This is a genomic window from Lentilactobacillus otakiensis DSM 19908 = JCM 15040, from assembly GCF_001434145.1.
Classification (GTDB): Bacteria; Bacillota; Bacilli; order Lactobacillales; family Lactobacillaceae; genus Lentilactobacillus; species Lentilactobacillus otakiensis.
This window is the reverse complement of sequence record NZ_AZED01000011.1, coordinates 450,322-469,562: the sequence shown is the minus strand read 5'-3', so window position 1 is coordinate 469,562 and position 19,241 is coordinate 450,322. Positions and strand designations below refer to the sequence as shown.

General features: G+C 41.4%; 18 protein-coding genes and 1 other annotated feature (1 of these 19 running past the window's edge). Of the genes, 11 read left to right on the top strand and 7 right to left on the bottom strand.

Going from position 1 to position 19,241, the window contains the following annotated elements; translation table 11 throughout:
• On the bottom strand, positions 1-615 hold a 615-nt coding region (locus FD05_RS05905; RefSeq protein ID WP_056938582.1), incomplete at its 3' end, for an XRE family transcriptional regulator.
• Positions 616-782: 167 nt separating this feature from the next.
• Between FD05_RS05905 and FD05_RS05900 the strand changes: the two genes are divergently transcribed.
• From FD05_RS05900 to FD05_RS05885, 4 genes are all read left to right on the top strand, one after another.
• The gene (locus tag FD05_RS05900; RefSeq protein ID WP_020282173.1) at positions 783-1,175 is read left to right on the top strand and encodes a hypothetical protein; all 393 of its coding nucleotides are present in this window, start codon (positions 783-785) and stop codon (positions 1,173-1,175) included.
• A gap of 110 nt (positions 1,176-1,285) precedes the next feature.
• Entirely contained in the window at positions 1,286-1,645 is a 360-nt protein-coding gene (locus FD05_RS05895) for a hypothetical protein (RefSeq protein ID WP_020282172.1), read from the top strand.
• An 88-nt stretch (positions 1,646-1,733) separates the two neighbouring features.
• Entirely contained in the window at positions 1,734-2,321 is a 588-nt protein-coding gene (locus FD05_RS05890) for a site-specific integrase (RefSeq protein ID WP_020282171.1), read from the top strand.
• Positions 2,322-2,641: 320 nt separating this feature from the next.
• Positions 2,642-3,265 (top strand): hypothetical protein, encoded by a 624-nt coding sequence (locus tag FD05_RS05885; protein WP_020282170.1) that lies wholly within the window; start codon positions 2,642-2,644, stop codon positions 3,263-3,265.
• A gap of 2,030 nt (positions 3,266-5,295) precedes the next feature.
• On the opposite strand, the gene FD05_RS11670 is transcribed toward FD05_RS05885, so the two are convergent.
• Positions 5,296-5,439, bottom strand: a complete 144-nt coding sequence (locus FD05_RS11670; protein ID WP_156401569.1) for a hypothetical protein — start codon at positions 5,437-5,439, stop codon at positions 5,296-5,298.
• Positions 5,440-6,182: 743 nt separating this feature from the next.
• The gene (locus FD05_RS05870) at positions 6,183-6,779 is read right to left on the bottom strand and encodes an isochorismatase family protein (protein ID WP_020282169.1); all 597 of its coding nucleotides are present in this window, start codon (positions 6,777-6,779) and stop codon (positions 6,183-6,185) included.
• 258 nt (positions 6,780-7,037) lie between these two features.
• On the opposite strand from FD05_RS05870, the gene FD05_RS05865 reads away from it, so the two are divergent.
• Positions 7,038-7,655, top strand: coding sequence for a peptidoglycan recognition protein family protein (locus FD05_RS05865; RefSeq protein WP_020282167.1), 618 nt, complete (start codon positions 7,038-7,040; stop codon positions 7,653-7,655).
• Positions 7,656-7,749: 94 nt separating this feature from the next.
• The gene (locus FD05_RS05860; RefSeq protein ID WP_020282166.1) at positions 7,750-8,652 is read left to right on the top strand and encodes a metal ABC transporter solute-binding protein; all 903 of its coding nucleotides are present in this window, start codon (positions 7,750-7,752) and stop codon (positions 8,650-8,652) included.
• Positions 8,653-8,751: 99 nt separating this feature from the next.
• Here the strand turns inward: FD05_RS05860 and FD05_RS05855 are convergent, their stop codons facing one another.
• From FD05_RS05855 to FD05_RS05845, 3 genes are all read right to left on the bottom strand, one after another.
• Positions 8,752-9,897: a GH25 family lysozyme gene (locus FD05_RS05855; RefSeq protein WP_020282165.1), complete on the bottom strand. Its 1,146-nt coding sequence runs from the start codon at positions 9,895-9,897 to the stop codon at positions 8,752-8,754.
• Between the two features lie 79 nt (positions 9,898-9,976).
• Positions 9,977-10,174, bottom strand: coding sequence for a hypothetical protein (locus tag FD05_RS05850; RefSeq protein ID WP_020282164.1), 198 nt, complete (start codon positions 10,172-10,174; stop codon positions 9,977-9,979).
• A gap of 16 nt (positions 10,175-10,190) precedes the next feature.
• The gene (locus tag FD05_RS05845; RefSeq protein ID WP_020282163.1) at positions 10,191-11,147 is read right to left on the bottom strand and encodes an AraC family transcriptional regulator; all 957 of its coding nucleotides are present in this window, start codon (positions 11,145-11,147) and stop codon (positions 10,191-10,193) included.
• Positions 11,148-11,555: 408 nt separating this feature from the next.
• Between FD05_RS05845 and FD05_RS05840 the strand changes: the two genes are divergently transcribed.
• The 3 genes from FD05_RS05840 to FD05_RS05830 all read left to right on the top strand — a co-directional run bounded on the left by FD05_RS05840 (position 11,556) and on the right by FD05_RS05830 (position 16,476).
• Positions 11,556-12,974: an MFS transporter gene (locus tag FD05_RS05840; RefSeq protein WP_039933461.1), complete on the top strand. Its 1,419-nt coding sequence runs from the start codon at positions 11,556-11,558 to the stop codon at positions 12,972-12,974.
• Positions 12,975-13,014: 40 nt separating this feature from the next.
• On the top strand, positions 13,015-14,985 hold the full coding sequence (locus FD05_RS05835; protein WP_020282161.1) for a glycoside hydrolase family 127 protein: 1,971 nt from the start codon (positions 13,015-13,017) through the stop codon (positions 14,983-14,985).
• A gap of 303 nt (positions 14,986-15,288) precedes the next feature.
• Positions 15,289-16,476 (top strand): MFS transporter, encoded by a 1,188-nt coding sequence (locus FD05_RS05830; protein ID WP_020282160.1) that lies wholly within the window; start codon positions 15,289-15,291, stop codon positions 16,474-16,476.
• A gap of 48 nt (positions 16,477-16,524) precedes the next feature.
• Here FD05_RS05830 and FD05_RS05825 read toward each other — a convergent pair whose 3' ends face one another.
• The gene (locus FD05_RS05825; RefSeq protein ID WP_039933458.1) at positions 16,525-17,097 is read right to left on the bottom strand and encodes an LOG family protein; all 573 of its coding nucleotides are present in this window, start codon (positions 17,095-17,097) and stop codon (positions 16,525-16,527) included.
• A 126-nt stretch (positions 17,098-17,223) separates the two neighbouring features.
• Between FD05_RS05825 and FD05_RS05820 the strand changes: the two genes are divergently transcribed.
• Positions 17,224-17,664 carry a GNAT family N-acetyltransferase gene (locus FD05_RS05820; protein ID WP_020282158.1) on the top strand — a complete coding sequence of 147 codons (441 nt, stop codon included), beginning with the start codon at positions 17,224-17,226 and terminating at the stop codon, positions 17,662-17,664.
• A gap of 24 nt (positions 17,665-17,688) precedes the next feature.
• Positions 17,689-18,897 carry an MFS transporter gene (locus FD05_RS05815; RefSeq protein ID WP_020282157.1) on the top strand — a complete coding sequence of 403 codons (1,209 nt, stop codon included), beginning with the start codon at positions 17,689-17,691 and terminating at the stop codon, positions 18,895-18,897.
• 177 nt (positions 18,898-19,074) lie between these two features.
• Positions 19,075-19,241 (top strand) — a binding site (T-box leader); it runs 63 nt beyond the window's last position.

The following is a 19,241-nucleotide window of genomic DNA, read 5'->3' as shown; positions in this document are numbered from 1 at the left end:
GATTGACTTATTATACCCTCTCTTAAAAGTTGTCTCAGGAACTAGCTTACATCCATAACTGCGGCCATCGACGTAGGCAATCACAATTTGCCCATTATCAGCATCGGTAGCTGATTTGGCGAGGACCACCTGTTGATCATGAAATTGGGGTTCCATGGAATCCCCATTAATTTTGACCGCATAATCAAATCGGGGTAATTTGCCGTGGTAGTCCATTTCGTCACGTTCATCGACTAATTCTTCGCCGGTCCCGGCGGAAACCACGCCGTCAATCTGTAAGATTTTGGACGGTAACTGCACGACGTTATTGGCTTGTTCCGCTTTTAATCGTTGCGCTAATTCATAGACGCGGTGCTGATGAGCGGGAGTTAACTGCTCATAGAGCGGCATAATATCCGTTTGGTGATCTAATTGACTGAGGTCGCGTTGCAGCAGGTCAGACGCATTTACTTCAAATAAGTTGGCAATCTTTTCCACGATCGGCAATTTGGGGGTGTACTTCCCGGACTCCCATTCACTGACTGAGGCGACACTCTTGCGTCCCAATTGATGAGCAAGTTCAGTTTGATTCAAATGGTGCTGTTTTCGTAAGTAGCGTAAGTTTTGGGCAAACATGCCACCAGCCTCCTTCTAAGTATCTGTATTATAGCATTTAATTTCATGAAATCCGAATTAATCCTTGATTTTAGTTTTCCCGAAGACTGTATTAAAGCCAGAGCCGAAATTAATCAAATGACGTTCATCCAAAACCCAGGACTTATCAAATTCGGAAAGGAGGAAAAATGGCACCCATTAATGAACCAGCCACGATTCAACAAGCCAAGCAATTCTTACAAGCTTACCCCATCTGGCAAGCTCAGGCGGCGGGCTTCTCACAAACACTGGCAACCAAAACGCATCCGGCGACTTCAGCAGCCAGTCAAGCAGACTTTGAATGCCAACTGCGGCTGAAAACCTTGGCTGCAATGCGATCTTTAGCAGAACCAGATCCACTATATGCCGAAATCTTAACGGATCGGTTTATCAAACAACTTTCAATCAAACAGACCTGTGTTGCCATTACTGATCTGAAAAAATACGGTTATTTAACGGAACGCAGTTGCAATCGTTATCAGAATAAAGCGTTACTGCTGTTTGCTTATGCTTGTCCCCGCAACCTGATTGTTAATCAGTGACCAAGTTGGCGGACAATGGTCGTTAGCTTGGCGCACTTTTGCCTGATTCGATCGTTACACTAGAGGAACGAAGTTAGCTAACTTTAGTCTAATCTCGAGGAGGTGAAAGGATGCTCAATCAACTGACCCATTGGCTTCAATCAGCCGACACCACGGGCTTGTTAACGTTTCTGGCAACCCTGTTGTTAACGGGGTACCGACTATTGCATCCACTGATTCAAGCCAAATTACAAACAATCCACAATACTCAGAAGCTTCAGGCCTTAAAGCTGGCTGATGAACTGGCTGGGGTGATCATTCCTGAGTTGGCCAAGCTGACCGAACTGGAACCTCAGCAACGCAAAGCTGAAGCCATCCAATTTATCAATCAGCACCTGAAAACTTTGGGACTATCACTGACAGATGAAACGATTGCCGCAAAAGTTGAACAAGCTTACTATAATTATCGACGGCCACCTAACCAATCATAGGTAGTCAAATGGCCCGTCACCAGTTAAACTAGTGACGGGCCATTATTGTGTCTTAATGATGAAACTATCCACAAAGGAGTTCATGAAAATGTCAGAACTTGTCTTACCCATTAAAGATTCCAACATCCTGCATGAAGTCCAGGACACGCTGCTGCATAATTTTAAAGCCGGCCGCCGCAATTACACGATTTTTCAAGTCGGTAAAGCCACGCTTCTCCGAGTCAGTGACGTTATGCGCCTGCAATGGGCAGATATCTACGACGAAACCGGAACTGTGCGGCAGAACGCGTTTATCCATGATCAAAAAACCGGTAAAGCCAATACTTTGTACTTAAAACCCGTTGCCGCAGATTTAATCACCTATCGAGATTGGTTAAGTCGGCATAACTTAAAATCTCCCTGGCTGTTTCCATCAACTCGGCACCCCGAGCGCCACATTACTGAAAAACAGTTTTACAAAATCATGGCCAAAACCGGGGACTTGCTGGGAATCAGCTATTTAGGCACCCACACCATGCGCAAAACTGGTGCTTATCGGGTCTACACGCAATCCAATTATAATATCGGCTTGGTCATGCATCTGCTCAATCATCCCAGTGAGGCCATGACTTTAGCTTATTTAGGCCTGGATCAAATCAGCACCGAAAATATGCTGGATCAGATTGATTTTGGCTAACCGCCAAAACATCTCTAGTGATAGATTGTAGTTAATACATGAGACAATGCTGAGGGGAAGGTATAGTAGAAAATTATTTCTCAAAAGAGAGTTGTCATATACCCCTTCTTGAGTAGACAAGCAAATAATTAAAGCTTGTGTACTTAGGAAGAGGTTTTCTAATAACCGAATTATTTTTTGCGCTAGTAACCCTTCTAAAATTGTTAGGGTGAATGAAGCATAATGAGTACCTCTTTTATAATATTATGTTATTATAACAGCGTAAGTAAACACTTACAGAATATAAGTGAAAAGCATGTGTCATTTGAGGAGTCATTTTTATGAATGCAAGAACATCAAATATTGTACGTAGCTCTTCTCTTTTCTTAAGTAGTCTCATACTTGGAGCTGTTCTGTTCCAGAGTGGGGATGCACTTAAAACCACTTATGCACAGGACAACCAGATACCTGTTTCTTCCCAAGTATATGGATCAACAATTAATGAAAATGGCATTGACCCGAATAACCCAGTATTACCAGACCAAAGCACAACAATATATGTTAGCAATGAACAGATTCTTAATAATATTAAACAAAATAACCCAGCCTTGTATGCTCAGATACCACAATCAACTATTGATGCTTTGATAAATGACGACATGCTTCGACATGGCGGTACGTATGCGAAAATTCTCAGTAGTGGGATTATTAAGGGTGGTGTGGAAATCTATGTTAACTCTGCAATTACCAAAGTAATTGTATGGGGTGGCGCAGGAGTTGCTTCATATTATGTTATCCCAATCCTTGCAGCAGTTGGTATAACTGGTGCGGTTGCAGGTAGTATCTCGTCAGTTGTCGCTGGAGGAATTCTGTCTGCTGGTGAAAAGGCCACAGAATTAGGATTCCATGCCAAGGTAAAGAATAACGGTGGTGAATGGATTATCTCGGATTGGGGATATCAATAATGATTAAACAGGACAGGTTAGTGTCTGTTGTTTCATCTCTTATTGGTGCGTTCTCTGCCTTCTTAATCGCTAAGAACTTGCAGCTATCCTTTTGGCCAAGATTTCTAGTAGTTGCGCTGATTGCAATTGTTGTATTCCTCGCAGTATATGTGCTTATAAGACGATTGCTTATTAAGAATACTAAAAACAAGAGTTAAGTAACCGGCTGGGATATCAGCCTCAGTTAACGCAAAAAAGTTTCGGAAACAATTTCAGAGGCTTTTTTACACTTTGGGCCAATGGAACATTCATACGAAACGGACTGAGATTTGTGGTGAATTCAAATTCGACGGATTTGAATTCACCACTTTTTTTCTTTTTGTAAAGTGGAAGTGAAGTTGACTCCCATCTTGCTAATATTAAAATGAAAAACAGTTTGTAAGGTGTTTTTGGTTAACAACTTTAAAATTAGATTAGGGAATTAGACTTGTTATATACTAGTTGAGTCGCTAAACGAAATAGCCGCAGAATCCAGGCCCAAAATTAGGAATCCGGTTCAATTAACTTTGGTGGCGTAAAAATTTGTAATTAACATTAGTCAGTTAAGAGGTTCACTTTATTGATTTGGGCTTTTTAAACGAACATATTGATCCAAAATGGAGGGTTCTCAAATGACTGTCTTAGAATTATATCTAGGCAATCTAATGAACACTTGCCGAAATATTTACGAAGTTATTTGATGACTGATAAGCAAATGATTGGCAAGCAACAGCCACCTTCAAGGGCTAAAAGATGATTCGGAATAGCCAGTGCGAAGCTAATCAGTAGCTATTATAAATCCTTATAGAGCCAAAATTAGGGCCTGAAGTTTAGTTATCGGGTTCGCTTAGTTAGCCTGAAATCGATAACCAATGATGCAGCTTGCCAAATAATTTTTGCTTGATGGGGATCGATAACTCTCTTGGTTATTGGACCAGGTAGGTGCACCAATTGAAACAATTCGGTGGGTAAGCTTAATAAAGAAATAATGCCAACCCAACAATTAAATTAAGACTGTTGAGGCGACATCGTATGGATGTTCCATTGACCCCTATAGCGAGAGTAACGCGCTTTTGAAACCCCGATGACTCGACGCATCTTAGGTACCTGGTAATTTTGGCTTTCTTGTTAGATATAATCAAAGATATCGGTTATCTCTGCGCAAGGAAGTCGAGGGCTTTTTTTAAGTCGAATAAGGCAGCTAAGCGTTTCTCCATTGCTTTAATCTTTACCTGACTTGTTTTGAGTTTGGGCCTAGATCCACTTATGAACAGTGGAATACTCAATGCCATATTTTCTGGCAAGTTGAGCAGGGGGATTCACCTTGTTTATAGAGATTGATAATGTTCTGTTTGAATTCTTTGTCGTAATGAGTTGGCATGTAAAAATTCCTTTCTTCTAAGGGACGATTGACTTATTATACCCTCTCTTAAAAGTTGTCTCAGGAACTAGCTTACATCCAGGGAAACCGGAAGAAGTTATCCAGACACAGATAGTCTAATTGAACTTTGCAATATCTTTTCACTTTCAACGGATGATTTGCTACGTGATGATCGTCAGTTGGACCAATATGTAGTTGAGAGGAAGAAAGCAAACCGAAATTTAGCGGTCGAAAAAATTAGTTACTGCTTGAATGTGATTTTTCTAATTCTAAGTTATGTCCATATGTTTCACTTCTATGGATTCCATTCTGGAATTATTCCGATACTCTTGCTAATTAATCTCATTGTTTTTTTGACTCACTACTCAAATTGGAAGAGTTTTAAGAGCAAGGTTAAACTCATGAGCACCATAATAATGTTTTTGGTGTTTCTTGTGCTTAATTTGTTTAGCTTAGCATTTAATACTAGATTTCAACACTTAATTGCCCCGGGGGACACAGTGGGGAATTTGGGATTGATTGCACGTGAGTTCACTCTAATTTTTATAATAACTATCAGTCTGACAATTAGTTTGTTCTTTAATGCTGTTCCAGGGAGTAAGACAAAGCTTGCTCACTTATTTAACAGATCCTAGAGGATGCCATTAAGATATTGCTTTTCAAAATGACGTAAAACTGACTTCATGTTCGTGCTTCTTTTTCCACCATTAGTTGCTAGGAGATCACGTTGTGTTAGTTCCTTTAACTTAATTCCACTAAGAAAGTTATCATTCATGTTTACACCTCCTTGTAAACTTTGTGTGTGCTTAACTTAATGATATTGGCGGGATGCATGGCGGGCAAGCTACGATTCGGAGACATTGACACCACAGAGTTCGGAACAAAAGCAAGACAACAAATACTCGTTTATTGATAGAAATAGTCTTGTCCGATGTGGATCTTCATCGAACAAGACTATATTGTCAGTTTATGCTGTTGAATCACAAGGCGTTTTTAAGACAGATGTGAACACTGAGTAGGTTGCCCACAAAGTTGATGGCTTCATCTAAAGCGATAAGTTATTAAGAAGTGTATGGTGAGTATTCACAATTTTAGATAAAAAGACTTTAAGAGGGGAAATAATTTATAATTTTTAACTTAAATTGAACAGTATGACATAACTGATTTGTGAGTAACTTAATAAAATGTTCACAAAAAGAGTGGAGGGAGCAGACAGCTTTGAAAAAGTATACAATTCGAAACGTATTCATTACTATTGTTAGTGCTGATGGTTATTGGCGCAATATACTTTTATTTTGTCCCAATCCAGTCATTTCCGATACACTAATGAGGACTTACTGATTAATCAAACACACTGCTAATATCGGTGGAGCTTAGTTGGCCTCATTATGTAAAAAAAGTGGATCCAGGTTTCTGAAATGAATGCGTCTCAGCACTTTTCTCAAAACTAGATCCACATTTTTATTAATTTTAATTGTTAGTCCAATAATTGGTTCATTATGATAAGTTGGTAAACGCTCAATTTTCCTGCAGCAACTTCACAAATCCAGGAACGGTATCTTTCCTGTTCCAGTCACGCTGTAATTCACATACCAGCTGTGGAATAGTAATCAAATGGGCACCGGCTTGTTCTACCCGGCGGAGCGCGGTTTCGTGAGCAATTGTGGAAGTGCCGCCGACAGCATCAACCACTGGGTAGACATCAAAGCCTTCAGCGATCGCATCGATGGTCGGAAAGGTCAAACAAGCTTCAGTCCACAAAGCCAGGATGATAATCTTCTTGCGGCCAGTTGCTTTGATGGCTTCGTTATAATCTTTATCTTCCCAAGCGTTGATTGATGAACGGTCATAGGAAGGGATGTCGCCAACCAGATCCTTGAGCGGCTTAACCGTATCTGAATTTCGTTGGTTATGTGCATTCACAGTTGAAAGCACGATTGGTAAGTTGAATAATTTAGCGGCCTCAACCACCATCTCGGCATTTTTAAGTAAATCTGCATGGCGCATGGAGCCAATTGAACCAATTTGTACAGGTTGGTAATCAATAATGGTCAATAACGCATTATCTGGTGATAATAAACGGTCATCTGCGCCTCGTTTGTCAAAACTTGTCATAGATAAATTCCTCCTCATAAATAAATCCATACATCCTCTAGAATTCGCTTACATAATACAACCATCCGTGAACCGATACCACTAATTACACCTTATGAAAATAGGGCCCAGAGCCGATACAATTGTTGAAAAATTTACATTGAAGACTAACATGGAAAGTGGATGAAAAATGTAATAAATAATTTCAAAGCGGCGACAAATGAAATGGTAAAAAAAGTCTTTTTAGCAGTTCTAACAGTTTTTGCTTCAATATTATTAATGGGATCAGTCAATACCCAGGCCAGCTCCTCAAAGGTCAACAACTACATAGCAAGTCACAACATTAAGCATAATGCGATCAAATCAAGCGTTTGGAAAGGATTCCCGCATTACAAATACCGTCACGGGAAAAGCAAACCGGAAGGCGTCGTCATTCATGAAACCGGTAATCCAAGTTCGACGATTTACAATGAAATTGCCTATATGAAGAAAAATTATCGAAATGCGTTTGTGCACACCTTTGTGGACGACGATCATATCATCAATATTGCCAGCACCAAGTACCTATGCTGGGGAGTCGGCTATCCTGGTAATGCCCGGTTTGTTCAGTTTGAACAAGTTGAAATGCACAGTAAGAAAGCTTTCGCTGGCGAGGTAGAGAATGCGGCCTACTATGCTGCCTACATTTTGAAGAAGTATCATCTCAAGCCAAATGATGCTTGCTACGATGGCAAAGGAACGGTTTGGTCACACCAGGCAGTCGCCCACTACCTTGGGGGCTCTGATCACACTGATCCAGTTGGGTACTATAAGAATCGTGGTAAAAGATATTTTCATCAGTCATACACGATGAATCAATTCTATCATCTGGTTTTGACCAATTATGGTAATCTCTAACCTAATGTAATTTTAAAATTTCCCTTTACACCCCAGAACTTTTGGGCTATTATCAAAAGAGTAACCATTACTATTTGTAGAGGAGAGATATTTCATGTTACATAAATTTTCAGGTTTAAAGGCAGTGTTGATCGCAGTCTTTGTTGTTACCTTGGGGATTGGTCTTGCAGGTTGTTCAAGCAAATCGGCAAGTAACAACAAAATCAAGATTACTGCCACCACTGATTTTTACGGCGAGGTTGCTAAGGCGGTTGCCGGCAACAAAGGTGACGTTACTTCGATTATTACCAACCCTAACGTGGATCCTCACGATTACCAACCTTCAACTAAGGTTGCCAAAGAAACTGTTGGTTCAAAAATCGTGATTGCTAATGGAATTGGCTACGATGGCTGGATGAGCAAGCTGGTAAAAGACAGCGACAAGGTTGACTACATCAAGGTCGGTGAAGATTTGATGGGTAAGCAAAATGGTGATAATCCGCATCTTTGGTATAATCCGGCAACAATGCCCAAATTGGCTAACACTATTGCTACCAAGTTAGGCAAGATTCAGCCAAAGAATAAGGCTTATTTCAAGAAGAACGCCAAGAAATACATTGCCTCATTGAAACCAATTAACACCAAGATTGCTCAATTGAAGCAACTCGCTTCAACTAAGAGCAACAAGGAAGTTTATGTGAGTGAACCAGTCTTTGACTACGCACTTGAAGCAACCGGCTTTAAGGTTGGCGATGCGCAGTTCGAAAACGACACGGAAAAGGGTGTTGATCCATCACCACAAACCATTCGGACAATGCAAAATGGTATTAAGAATCATAAAATTGCCTTCTTTGTCTTCAACAAGCAAGTTGACAGCAAGACCGTCAACAACCTGGTTGCATTAGCAAAGAAGAACAATGTTCCTGTATTACCAGTGACGGAAACTTTACCAGCTAACAAGGATTATGTAAGCTGGATGGATTCACAGTATAGCAAGTTAATCGATATTTTGAAGTAAATTTAATACAAAAAGATCGAGGCAATTTTGATTGTCTCGATCTTTTTGTGTGCTTGATGTTATTTGATGGAAATGTGTTCAGAAGCCATTCAGGGTATGCTATTTAAGATATCCTCGCCAAATCCAGCCGCCATGATTGCCCACGGTACTCTTGACGTGATAGTAAATTGAGTAGTGGCCGGTTTTCTTACTGTACAACTTTTCATGTGCATCGGTCACCCAAGTCACATTAGGCAGTTCTGAGTTGTAGCCGTAACGAGTACCCAGATGTTTGGAGTAACGGGCACCCTTAGTTGTCTTGTAATAATGACTTCCCATATTTGCTCGCCAAATTAATTTAACCGAAGCCGAGCGTGATGCAGAATACTGTTTACCTGAAGGTCCAGGAATCTTGACGATCTCGCCCGGATTCTTGGAACTTGGTTTCGGTGTCGTTGGTGTGCTTGATGAACTGGCACTCGAGGCACTGGACGAACTTGAACTGGATGAATTTGGATTCGTATTCGTATTGGTCGAAGCTGAAGCAGATCCTGAATTCAAATAGAAGCTGTTGTTTAACTGACTGACATCCAAATTCTGGTCAATCGTCGGGAACCGGTAATCTGACGCCCACTGCCATGCGTTGGCGGAAGGGTACTTGGAGCCGGTTGGAGTAGCCGGATAATCCGCAATCCACCCTTGGTTGGAAGCGTTGGTGTCGATCTTGACGCCAAGCCAGCTGGCCATGGTGTACAGGTCAGTCTTGTTATAACCCGCTTGATTCAACGCTGAATCAAAGGCTGCCAAATTAGCGTCATTGTTTGCTTTGGAGATGCCGCCTAATTCTGATGACTCAAAATCAGCCACCATCACGACATCTTTGGAACTGGTTACCGACTGGACAGCATTGATGAAGTTTTGGGCTTCTTGAGTTGCCTGATCCGTGCTGGTGAAATGGACAAAGTGGTAGAAGTTCACACTTAATCCAGCTTGCTGCGCGTATTGAACCTGTTGTGACAGGTAAGGATTGGTGTAGCCGGTTCCTTCTGAAGCTTTAATTGTAACGGCTTTAACGCCATTTTGTGCGAGTGTTTGATAATTTGCGGCAGTCAGGTTACCCTGCCAGCTCGAGACGTCAACCATGTTGGCGGTCGGTTGAGAACTTGATGGTGTCAGGGCAGCATGAGCTGTCGTTGATGTACCAAGAAGAATTCCCCCTGCAAGAAGTCCAAGAACTGCGACTCCATTTTTAAAACTTTTCCTCATAATTCTTCGTCTCCCATCTATGTATTGAGATACATATCACGTTGATACTAACATGAATGAGAACTGTTCGAAAGCAAATTTACTTATTGTTTCCACTTCGTCGATCAAGTGAAAAGCTCCAGTAAATAGCTAGTAACAATACGGCGGCAATTGTAATGGTTGTAATGTTGTTGGGCATTGCGTTGGTGCTGACCTGCCAAGCAACGTAAATGAGTGCGAGTTGGAAAACCCAAGATAAGATGGATTGACCAGCGAGCTTTTTGGTAAAAAATTTCATTAGATAGTTCCTCCTATTATTCTGGGATATCACCATTTTCAGGGATGTAATCAATTGAATCGGCAATCCGCTTTGGAATTGGGATCTGTGGATCCACGTGCGGATTGTTCAGATGGATCAAGTTGTAGGACTTTCTGTATTCCGTTGGTGATAGGCCGGTGGCACTCTTGAAACGGCGCATGAATACTTTGGGATCATTGAAGTAGGAATTGTCAGCAATTTGTTTGATCGACATATCTGTGCGAATCAGCAGTAATGTTGCAACTTCAATTTTTACATGATTCAAATACTGAAGGGTTGTCATGCCAGTGCAGTGTTTGAATAAGCGGGTCAGATAATCTGGATTCAAATGGCTTCTGTCAGCGATTTCAGCAACGGTAAGGGTGCTGGATATGTTGGCGCGAATCCATTCCTTAAGACTACTGATGCGGGAACTGTCTTCATTTGAGTCTGGCCGGTTGAAATATGACTTGTACAGTTGAATGAGTAGTGCTGACACCAGATAATCCCGCTCTTCAATGAAGGAAAGTTCATTATGAATTGACAAAATTTGGTGGATCAAAATCGTCGCTTCTTCATAATCTGCTAGTTTGAAAGTGCGTGGCAGGAAGATTTGTCGCTTCTTGTTGTTGCTTTTATCTGACTTGACCCGATCCGTTAAATCATCTTCATTTATTTCTATTGTGTCCTCTTTATGTTGTGAGAAAAAGTGTACCCAGTAGAAATCAACATCTCCAGGTGAATCATTGTAGCCGTAGAATGTCGTGAATGGCGGGATAATCAGGACTTCATGGGCATTCAAAGTGTAGCGCATATCACCAATTTGCAGATAGATAGGCCCCTTGATGCAGAGAATCAGTTCGTAATCACCTTTATGATACATTCGCCGGTGATGCCATCCTTTGTGGGCCAAAAATTCACCACCTTTATAATAGAGCAATGTTTTTTCCATTGTGAACGTTGAGAATAACATTTTAAGCTAACCTCCTATCAGTGTCGGAAATGGTTACCAAACATACATAAATCGAATACTTACATATGTCGGATATGAACACCAAATGTATAAAATCCTGATACTATTGGCTTTGTAACAGCAGCCAATGACCTTGAATTATTTAAATTGGTCGGATATCATCACTTCTTTTGTCATTATAGACCTTTTTATATTATTTGGAAACGCTTACTATAACACTTGTAAAGACAAGTTATGTTTTGAACAACTGACCCTTTATGAAAGGAAGTTGAGACGTATGGTTCAAATCAATTATTGGTTTAGAAGCTCACCAACTTTTTAGCCAGATCATTTCCACAGTTTCAGCAATATTTTTTTACCGCATATTGTAAGCGGTTCACTAAAATTCATTTATTTGGAGGAATTATCATGAGCTCAAATGCAAACGTAGATTCAAATACAGCAAGTGCTCAAGCATTACTTAACGACACGTTGCCTTGGCACAGAAAAATCACATACGGTTTTACCGATATGTCTGGTAATTTACTGTACTGTATCATCAGTTCTTATATGCTTTACTTCTTCACCAACGTTTTTGGCCTATCAGTCGGAACCGCCGGAGTTTTACTTTTGATTGGTCGTGTGTTTGATGCCATTGGTGCCCCTGTCATGGGTATCCTGGTTGACCACACGCACAGTAAATATGGTAAGAGTCGTCCTTGGTTCTTGTGGATGTCATTACCATTCGCTATCTTTGTTTGGTTACTGTTCACCACTCCAGCATTAAGCGGCACACTAAAAGTTGTTTATGCCGGTGTAATGTATATCTTGGCCGACTTATCATACACTGCTATGTCGACACCTATTACTTCAGTATTGCCTAACTTAACTTCAAGCACTGATGGCCGTATGCAGGCCAACTCAATTCGTTTGGTACTTGGTAATGTTGGTAACTTCTTCGCTGTAACCTTCATTATTCCATTTGCCGGCTTACTCGGGGGCGGTAATGATCAAAAAGGTTGGTCATTAGCTGTTGGAGTATACTCAATCGTTGCCTTCATTCTTTTGATTATCGCCTTCTTCGATATGCGTGAAAAGAATATTGAAAACGAAAAAGTCATCACTATCAAGGAAAGTTTGAAAGCTACTAAGGGGAACTGGCCTTGGATCTTAATCGTTGTTGCCAACTTGGCATACTGGACTGCATATATCGTTCGTAACGCTTCAATGCCTTACTACTTCCAGTACAACATGGGAAGCAAGGACTTAATTTCATTCTTCAACGGATTTACAATTATCCAAGTTATTGGAATGGCTTCTGTTCCATTCTTCGTTAAGTTCATGCACAAATGGGGAACTACTATCTTCTTTCTGCTGATGACCATGGTTGGTCAAGCGTGGGTTGGCTTAGCCGGCTCAAACATTACCTCCGCTTTGATTGGGTGGTGTGTTGCATGTATCGGTTCTGGTAGTGCCTGCACAATGTTCTTCGCCATGGTCGGTGATACCGTTGACTTTGGTGAATGGAAGACGGGTATCCGTGCTAACGGATTTTTAACTGCTATTGGTGCGTCATTCTGTATCCAAATGGGATCAGGATTTGGTTCATTTATCGCTTCAATGCTTCTCAAAGGATTTGGCTTTAACGCTGCTAACGCTACTCAGTCAGCATCAAGTCTCAGTGGTATCAGCTTCACCTTCGTCTGGGTTCCAATTATCATTTACGCAGTCAGTGTTGTTTTGATGATTATGTATCGTAAATGGGAACATCATGAACCAGTTGTTAAGGCTGATCTTGCTGCCCGTAATTCCAAAGCTGAAAAAGAAGCTGAAGCCGCTCAAGCTTAATTTTCAATATTAAACTCATACTTTAGGAGGAAATAGTACTATGCAAGTTTATACAACTCCAAAATTAAATAAGGTTAAGGTTACTTCCGACTTCTGGAAGAGATACCGCGAACTCGTTGTTAAGGAAGTTCTTCCATATCAATGGAAAGTTATGAATGACGAAGCAGATATCTCAATTTCAGAAGACCCACAAAACAATGGTCAAGACAAGAACAGCCACGCCATTGCCAACTTGAAGATTGCTGCTGGCGAAATGAAAGGTCATCACTATGGTTTCCCATTTCAAGACACCGATGTTTACAAGTGGTTGGAAGCTGCTGCCTATTCATTTGGTTACCATCCAAATCCAGATTTGAAGAAAATTACTGATAATCTGATTGATTTGATTGCTAAAGCTCAAGACGACGATGGTTATCTGTCAACTTATTTCCAGATTGATGCCCCAGAGCGTAAATTTAAACGACTTCAACAGTCGCACGAACTTTACACCATGGGTCACTACATCGAAGCCGGCGTTGCTTATCATCATGAAACTGGCAACGAAAAAGCTTTGGATATTGCTAAACGGATGGCTGACTGCATCGACCGGAACTTTGGCCTTGAAGAAGGCAAGATTCCTGGCTACGATGGTCACCCTGAAATTGAATTGGCATTGTCACGTTTATATGAAGAAACTGGCGAGAAACGTTACCTTGATTTAGCTCATTACTTCTTAAAACAACGTGGACAAGATCCAGCATTCTTTGAAAAACAAATCAAAGCGGATGGTGATAGCACTGACCGCGACTTGATTCCTGGGATGCGCGACTTCAAGCGTGAATATTACTTGGCCGCAGAACCAATTAAAGACCAAAAAGTCCCACACGGTCACGCTGTTCGAGTTGTTTACCTCTGCACAGGGATGGCTTACGTTGCCCGATACACTGGCGACAAGGATCTCTTAGCTGCTTGTGATCGTTTCTGGAACGACATTGTTAAGCGTCAAATGTACATCACAGGCAATATTGGTCAAACCACGACTGGCGAAGCATTTACCTATGACTATGATTTACCTAATGATACTGATTATGGCGAAACATGTGCCTCTGTTGGTATGTCATTCTTCGCTCGTCAAATGCTGAACATTCATGCTAAAGGCGAGTACGCCGATGTTCTTGAAAAAGAATTATTCAACGGTGCCTTAAGCGGGATGGCACTTGACGGTAAGCATTTCTTCTACGTTAACCCACTTGAAGCAGATCCAGTTGCTTCTAAAGGTAATCCTGGCAAGTCCCATGTTTTGACTCACCGTGCAGATTGGTTTGGCTGTGCATGCTGCCCTGCCAACTTGGCCCGTTTGATTGCTTCTGTTGACGAGTATCTTTATACCGTTAACGGCGACACAATCTTGTCACACCAATTCATTTCCAACGATGCTGAATTTGATGACGGCCTCAAAATTTCACAAACCAACCACTTCCCATGGAGCGGTGATATTCATTACGAAATTTCCGATCCTAACGAGAAGTCATTCAAGTTGGGTATCCGGATTCCTAGCTGGTCAGCCAACTTTGACTTGGAAGTCAACGGTTCACAAAAAGACCTGCCCGTTGAAGATGGTTTCATTTATCTTCATGTGGACGGCAAGTCATTAACCATTGATCTCAAATTGGATATGGACGTTAAGATTATGCGTGCAAGCAACAGAGTCAGTGCTGACTTTGGCAAGGTTGCCGTTCAACGTGGACCAATTGTTTACGCTGCTGAACAGGCGGACAATCAAGCACCACTTTCATTGTACGAAGTTGCCAATGATGCCAAGACTGACTATCACTTCGATGAGAAGCTGTTGGATGGTGTTGGAGTTGTCAAAGTTGCTGCCAAGCGGCAAAAGATTGATTCAGACGATGCACCACTGTACGTTGATTCAAGCAAGCCCGTTGAATCAGAAGCCACTGATCTGACAATGATTCCATACTATGCTTGGGCTAACCGTGAAAATGGGCAAATGAGAGTTTGGTTGAACCAGTAATGTTTTCAGTCATGAAGTAAAATCGCTTTGATTCATGAACGAAATGGGGTATAGTATTACGAGATCCTGGTGCTATTTCTGACATGGCATCACTAACGAACCCCATTCGTAAAAGGGATCTGATAGACTTCTCTAGATAGAAATATTTAGGGAAGTCTATTTTTTATTGTCTTATTTTCAAAAATCGTGAAAATATGGTGAAAATGCTTGTTATTCATTTTCATAATAGTCTATAATACGTGTGGCAAAGAAATAGGTGCCAAACTGTTAGTTAAGATAAGCGGATTCCAGTGGGGGGTTATTATGAAAAAAAGATCAGCAATGACGGCAATTTCAATATTAATGTTGTCTCTGTTACCAATGTCAACGGGTGCGACGGCGTCGACGATTCCATCTTTAATGCATCAATTCTCCGGGGTTTCCGCTGAAACAGCTGAACTGACGGTAACAATTCCATCGTTTACGATGGCAGTTTTCATCGTTATTAGTAGTTTTATGATTAAAAAAGTTGGTACAAAACGGATTGTTCTTGCAGGAACAGCAATTACCACACTTGGTGCAGTACTATCGATGTTTGCACCAAATGTTTTGATATTATTGATTGCTCGAGCAATCATTGGCGTCGGAATTGGTTTATTTAATTCCCTGTGTGTCAGCCTGATTGACCGGCTATACAGTGGCCAGCAGCGTGAACGGTTATTAGGGTTTCAGAACACTTTTCAAGGGCTCGGCGCGGCCGGTGGTGCATTGGTCGTCGGTCTGATTTTGGCTTATTCAAGCTGGCGGATGACCTTTAGCTTCTACCTGGTTGCTATCCCACTATTTCTGTTGTATCTGCTGTTTGTGCCAGAAGTTCAATTTAATGAGGAAGATGCTTCGGATCAGCAGACCACTAACGAAAAAGTGTCGCTGTCTTCCAAGTTGCAGTTCAGCTATTATTGGATCGTTTTATTCATTATCATGGTATTTTACATGACAGTGAACGTCAAAATTCCCTCATATATTATCAACAATAACTTTGGTTCAGTTGCTTCTGGTTCAGCTGCGGTCGTTGTCTTGTCAATCGGGACAATTATTGGCGGTCTCATCTATGGATCCATTTATGCAGTCGCTAAGGAATACACCTTGCTGTTGGCAATTGCCACTGAAGCTGCCAGCATTTTTGTGATTAGTGCAGCTGGTTCGTCAGTTGCCTGCTTTGTGGGTGCTTTCGGAGTTGGCTTTAGCTTTGGTTTGTTTATTCCATTCATCTTTTCGAAAGGACTTTCATTTGTCCCTAAGAAGTACGGAAACGATGCGACAACCATTTTGATGCTGAGCACTAATTCCGCAAACTTCCTCTGCCCTTACGTTAGTAAACTAATCAACTTTGGTGGCACAGATCACAGCTTGTTTGTGGCTGCCGGCGTCATTGCCACGATTGTCGGAGTTGTGGAACTTGTAAAAATCTTGACCAATCGAACACTCACCATTTCGAGACAGGAAATATAGCATTAAAAAATCGAGCCGATGATCCGGCTCGATTTTTTGATTGAATGATTAATATTGACGAGGTTTGGGTGGCAGATAATGGGTCATAAATGTTTGAATTTCAGCCAGTGAATCCGAGAATAGAACTTTTTGACGATCCTCAGCGGACAAGAAACCTTCGCTGGTCATTTTGTCGAACATTTGCGACAAGAGATCATAATAACCGTTAACGTTATAAAAGACGCAGGGATTTGGGTTGTCCCCCAAACGGGCCCAAGAAAATGCCTGGGTGATTTCTTCAAGAGTTCCAACGCCACCAGGAAGCGCAATACAGCCGTTTGAAATGTTCATCATTTCGGCCTTTCTGGCAGACATATTATCGGTAACCGTTAGATCTGAAAGTTCTTTGAGCTTTGGTGATTCAGCTCCTCTGGCAACTAATTGCTTGGTGGTAACACCGTGCACTTTGCCACCTTGAGCAAGCACTGTATCAGAGAGAATGCCCATTAAACCAACACCACCGCCACCATACACGAGTTCAATGTTGTTTTTGACCAACCAGGAGGCCAGATCTTTTGTGGCTTTTATGTAAACTTCACTATTTCCTGTTGCTGCGCCGCAATACACCGCAATCCTTTTCATATCGTTTCTCCTTTTGTCGACTGTTCTAGTATCATTTTAACAGCTTTTCTGAAAATCGTTTTTGAAAATTGCCTTCGTGGACTATAATTGAATTACGATTTCACAAAACGACATGAGGAGGTCACTATGGAAACCTATATTTTGGATGATTCGGATGATATGTGGCAGCATTTTGCTAAATTGATTGGCAATGTTTCCTGGCCAGCTGGGAAGTACTTGGCCAACGAGATGCTCGGTGGCCAAGTATCGGATTGGGAGCGGGTCATCGTCTTAATGGATGGACAGAATTTAGCAGGGTTCTGTGCAGTTGTCCGGGAAGACATCGTTAAAGGTACCGGTTTTTCACCGTTTATCGGATTTGTGTTTGTCAGCGAAGAGTACCGCGGCCAGCATCTTAGCCAGCAGTTGGTTAAGTTGGCAGAGAACCAAATTAGACAAATTGGCTTCCATAAAGCTTACATTGTCACCAAACATGTTGGCTTGTATGAAAAAGTGGGGTATGAGCAAATTGATACCTCAGTTGATCAATTAGGAAGAAAGATGAGGATTTTGGTAAAGAAATTATAATTTGATTGAGGAGAGAACGAACCAATGAAAGAACAAGCCACATTACCCAAGCGGCAAAAAGTGATGTTGGGTGCACTGCTCATATTTTTGGTGGGTGCCAACATGCGGACTGCGATCACAATTGTTCCACCCATTTTGACGAATATTCAGGATTCCTTCAGTATGCCAGAATGGTTTCTTGGTAGTTTAACCACGATTCCATTGATCTGTTTTGGCCTACTATCACCAACCGTTACATACTTTATCAAACGATTTGGCATTCTCTCAGTCACCATAGTGGATTTAGGATTGTTAACAATCGGAAACTTTATCCGGGTGTATTCATTTACAAGTTTGCTTTGTGGAACTATTTTAATTGGCTGTGGGATTGCGATGTTAAATGTCCTTGCACCCACGTTGGTTTCTTATTTGTTTCCAATGCAGATAGGAACATATACCGGCATGTATGTGTTTGCACTTTCATTATCCAGTTCGATTTCAGCCGGCTTTAGTGCGGTTATTAGCCATTTGATTACCTGGCAGGTGATGATCCAGTTCGTCTCGATTATTCCAGTGATTACAATCGTTGTTGCATTGATGCTGAGAAGTTCCGGCAAACGGAAAGTGTCATCAAAAAAACAGGTGTCATCATACAATCCAGCAGTCACGGTGAGTGTTTGGAAACGTCCCTTGGCCTGGGCGCTGGGTGGTTTCATGGGTTTGCAGTCGTTACTGTTTTATTCGATTCTGACATGGCTGCCACCTATTTTAATGGCGTCAGGAATCAATCAAAATACCGCTGGATATTTGTTGGGACTGCTCCAATTGGTGGCTTTACCGATCTCATTTGTGGTACCAAGGATTATCAGTTCGGTTGCCAAACAATCCACTATGATCTGGACAATTTCTGGACTGTTCATTATTGGTCTGGGGTCTTTGATGCTGGCTGAAACAAGTTTCTGGTTTGCGGTAGCCGCTTGTGTGCTATTAGGATTATCGACTAACATGGCGTTTAGTGAAGCAATGACGCTATTCTCGTTGAAAACTCGGACGCCAAACGAGACAGCTTCTGTGTCTGGGATGGGTCAATCATTTGGCTATCTCCTCGCAGCAACTGGTCCAATGATTTGTGGTTGGATGCACGGATTAACCACAAACTGGTTTGCGGTTTTGATATTCTTACTGTTTGTCACAATCGTCATGACTTTTGTCGGTTTGCTGGTAGACCGGGAAGCCTATGTATTTGAAAAATAATAAAAAGACATCAACTACGAGGCTGGGATAAAAGTGCAAATGCTTTTATTCCAGCCTTATTTTGGGCTCACTTAAATTCTGGGATCAAAACGCCGATTGGTACACTCCTTTTTTATTAGAAATAAATGAAAGTATGAGTTGACTCTCAGAAATAATCGGTTAGAATGATGGTTAATATATTTTACTTTGATCGAATGAGTAATTGGTGGATTCAGCAAAGCGAGCTGTCGAGTTGGTGAAAGACAGTCTGATGATCCCGATGAATATGGTTCGTGAGTTGATGTAGTTGAGTCATTACAAGGCTACAATGTTGGATCCATTATCGTCCACAGTTTATAAACTGA

Excerpts from the sequence above, each read along its gene's own strand:
- FD05_RS05835 (WP_020282161.1), top strand. The coding sequence starts at position 13,015 with ATGCAAGTTTATACAACTCCAAAATTAAATAAGGTTAAGGTTACTTCC.
- FD05_RS05900 (WP_020282173.1), top strand. The coding sequence starts at position 783 with ATGGCACCCATTAATGAACCAGCCACGATTCAACAAGCCAAGCAATTC.
- FD05_RS05860 (WP_020282166.1), top strand. The coding sequence starts at position 7,750 with ATGTTACATAAATTTTCAGGTTTAAAGGCAGTGTTGATCGCAGTCTTT.
- FD05_RS05890 (WP_020282171.1), top strand. The coding sequence starts at position 1,734 with ATGTCAGAACTTGTCTTACCCATTAAAGATTCCAACATCCTGCATGAA.
- FD05_RS11670 (WP_156401569.1), bottom strand. The coding sequence starts at position 5,439 with ATGAATGATAACTTTCTTAGTGGAATTAAGTTAAAGGAACTAACACAA.
- FD05_RS05840 (WP_039933461.1), top strand. The coding sequence starts at position 11,556 with ATGAGCTCAAATGCAAACGTAGATTCAAATACAGCAAGTGCTCAAGCA.
- FD05_RS05870 (WP_020282169.1), bottom strand. The coding sequence starts at position 6,779 with ATGACAAGTTTTGACAAACGAGGCGCAGATGACCGTTTATTATCACCA.
- FD05_RS05815 (WP_020282157.1), top strand. The coding sequence starts at position 17,689 with ATGAAAGAACAAGCCACATTACCCAAGCGGCAAAAAGTGATGTTGGGT.
- FD05_RS05825 (WP_039933458.1), bottom strand. The coding sequence starts at position 17,097 with ATGAAAAGGATTGCGGTGTATTGCGGCGCAGCAACAGGAAATAGTGAA.
- FD05_RS05830 (WP_020282160.1), top strand. The coding sequence starts at position 15,289 with ATGAAAAAAAGATCAGCAATGACGGCAATTTCAATATTAATGTTGTCT.
- FD05_RS05865 (WP_020282167.1), top strand. The coding sequence starts at position 7,038 with ATGGGATCAGTCAATACCCAGGCCAGCTCCTCAAAGGTCAACAACTAC.
- FD05_RS05895 (WP_020282172.1), top strand. The coding sequence starts at position 1,286 with ATGCTCAATCAACTGACCCATTGGCTTCAATCAGCCGACACCACGGGC.
- FD05_RS05885 (WP_020282170.1), top strand. The coding sequence starts at position 2,642 with ATGAATGCAAGAACATCAAATATTGTACGTAGCTCTTCTCTTTTCTTA.
- FD05_RS05850 (WP_020282164.1), bottom strand. The coding sequence starts at position 10,174 with ATGAAATTTTTTACCAAAAAGCTCGCTGGTCAATCCATCTTATCTTGG.
- FD05_RS05820 (WP_020282158.1), top strand. The coding sequence starts at position 17,224 with ATGGAAACCTATATTTTGGATGATTCGGATGATATGTGGCAGCATTTT.
- FD05_RS05855 (WP_020282165.1), bottom strand. The coding sequence starts at position 9,897 with ATGAGGAAAAGTTTTAAAAATGGAGTCGCAGTTCTTGGACTTCTTGCA.
- FD05_RS05845 (WP_020282163.1), bottom strand. The coding sequence starts at position 11,147 with ATGTTATTCTCAACGTTCACAATGGAAAAAACATTGCTCTATTATAAA.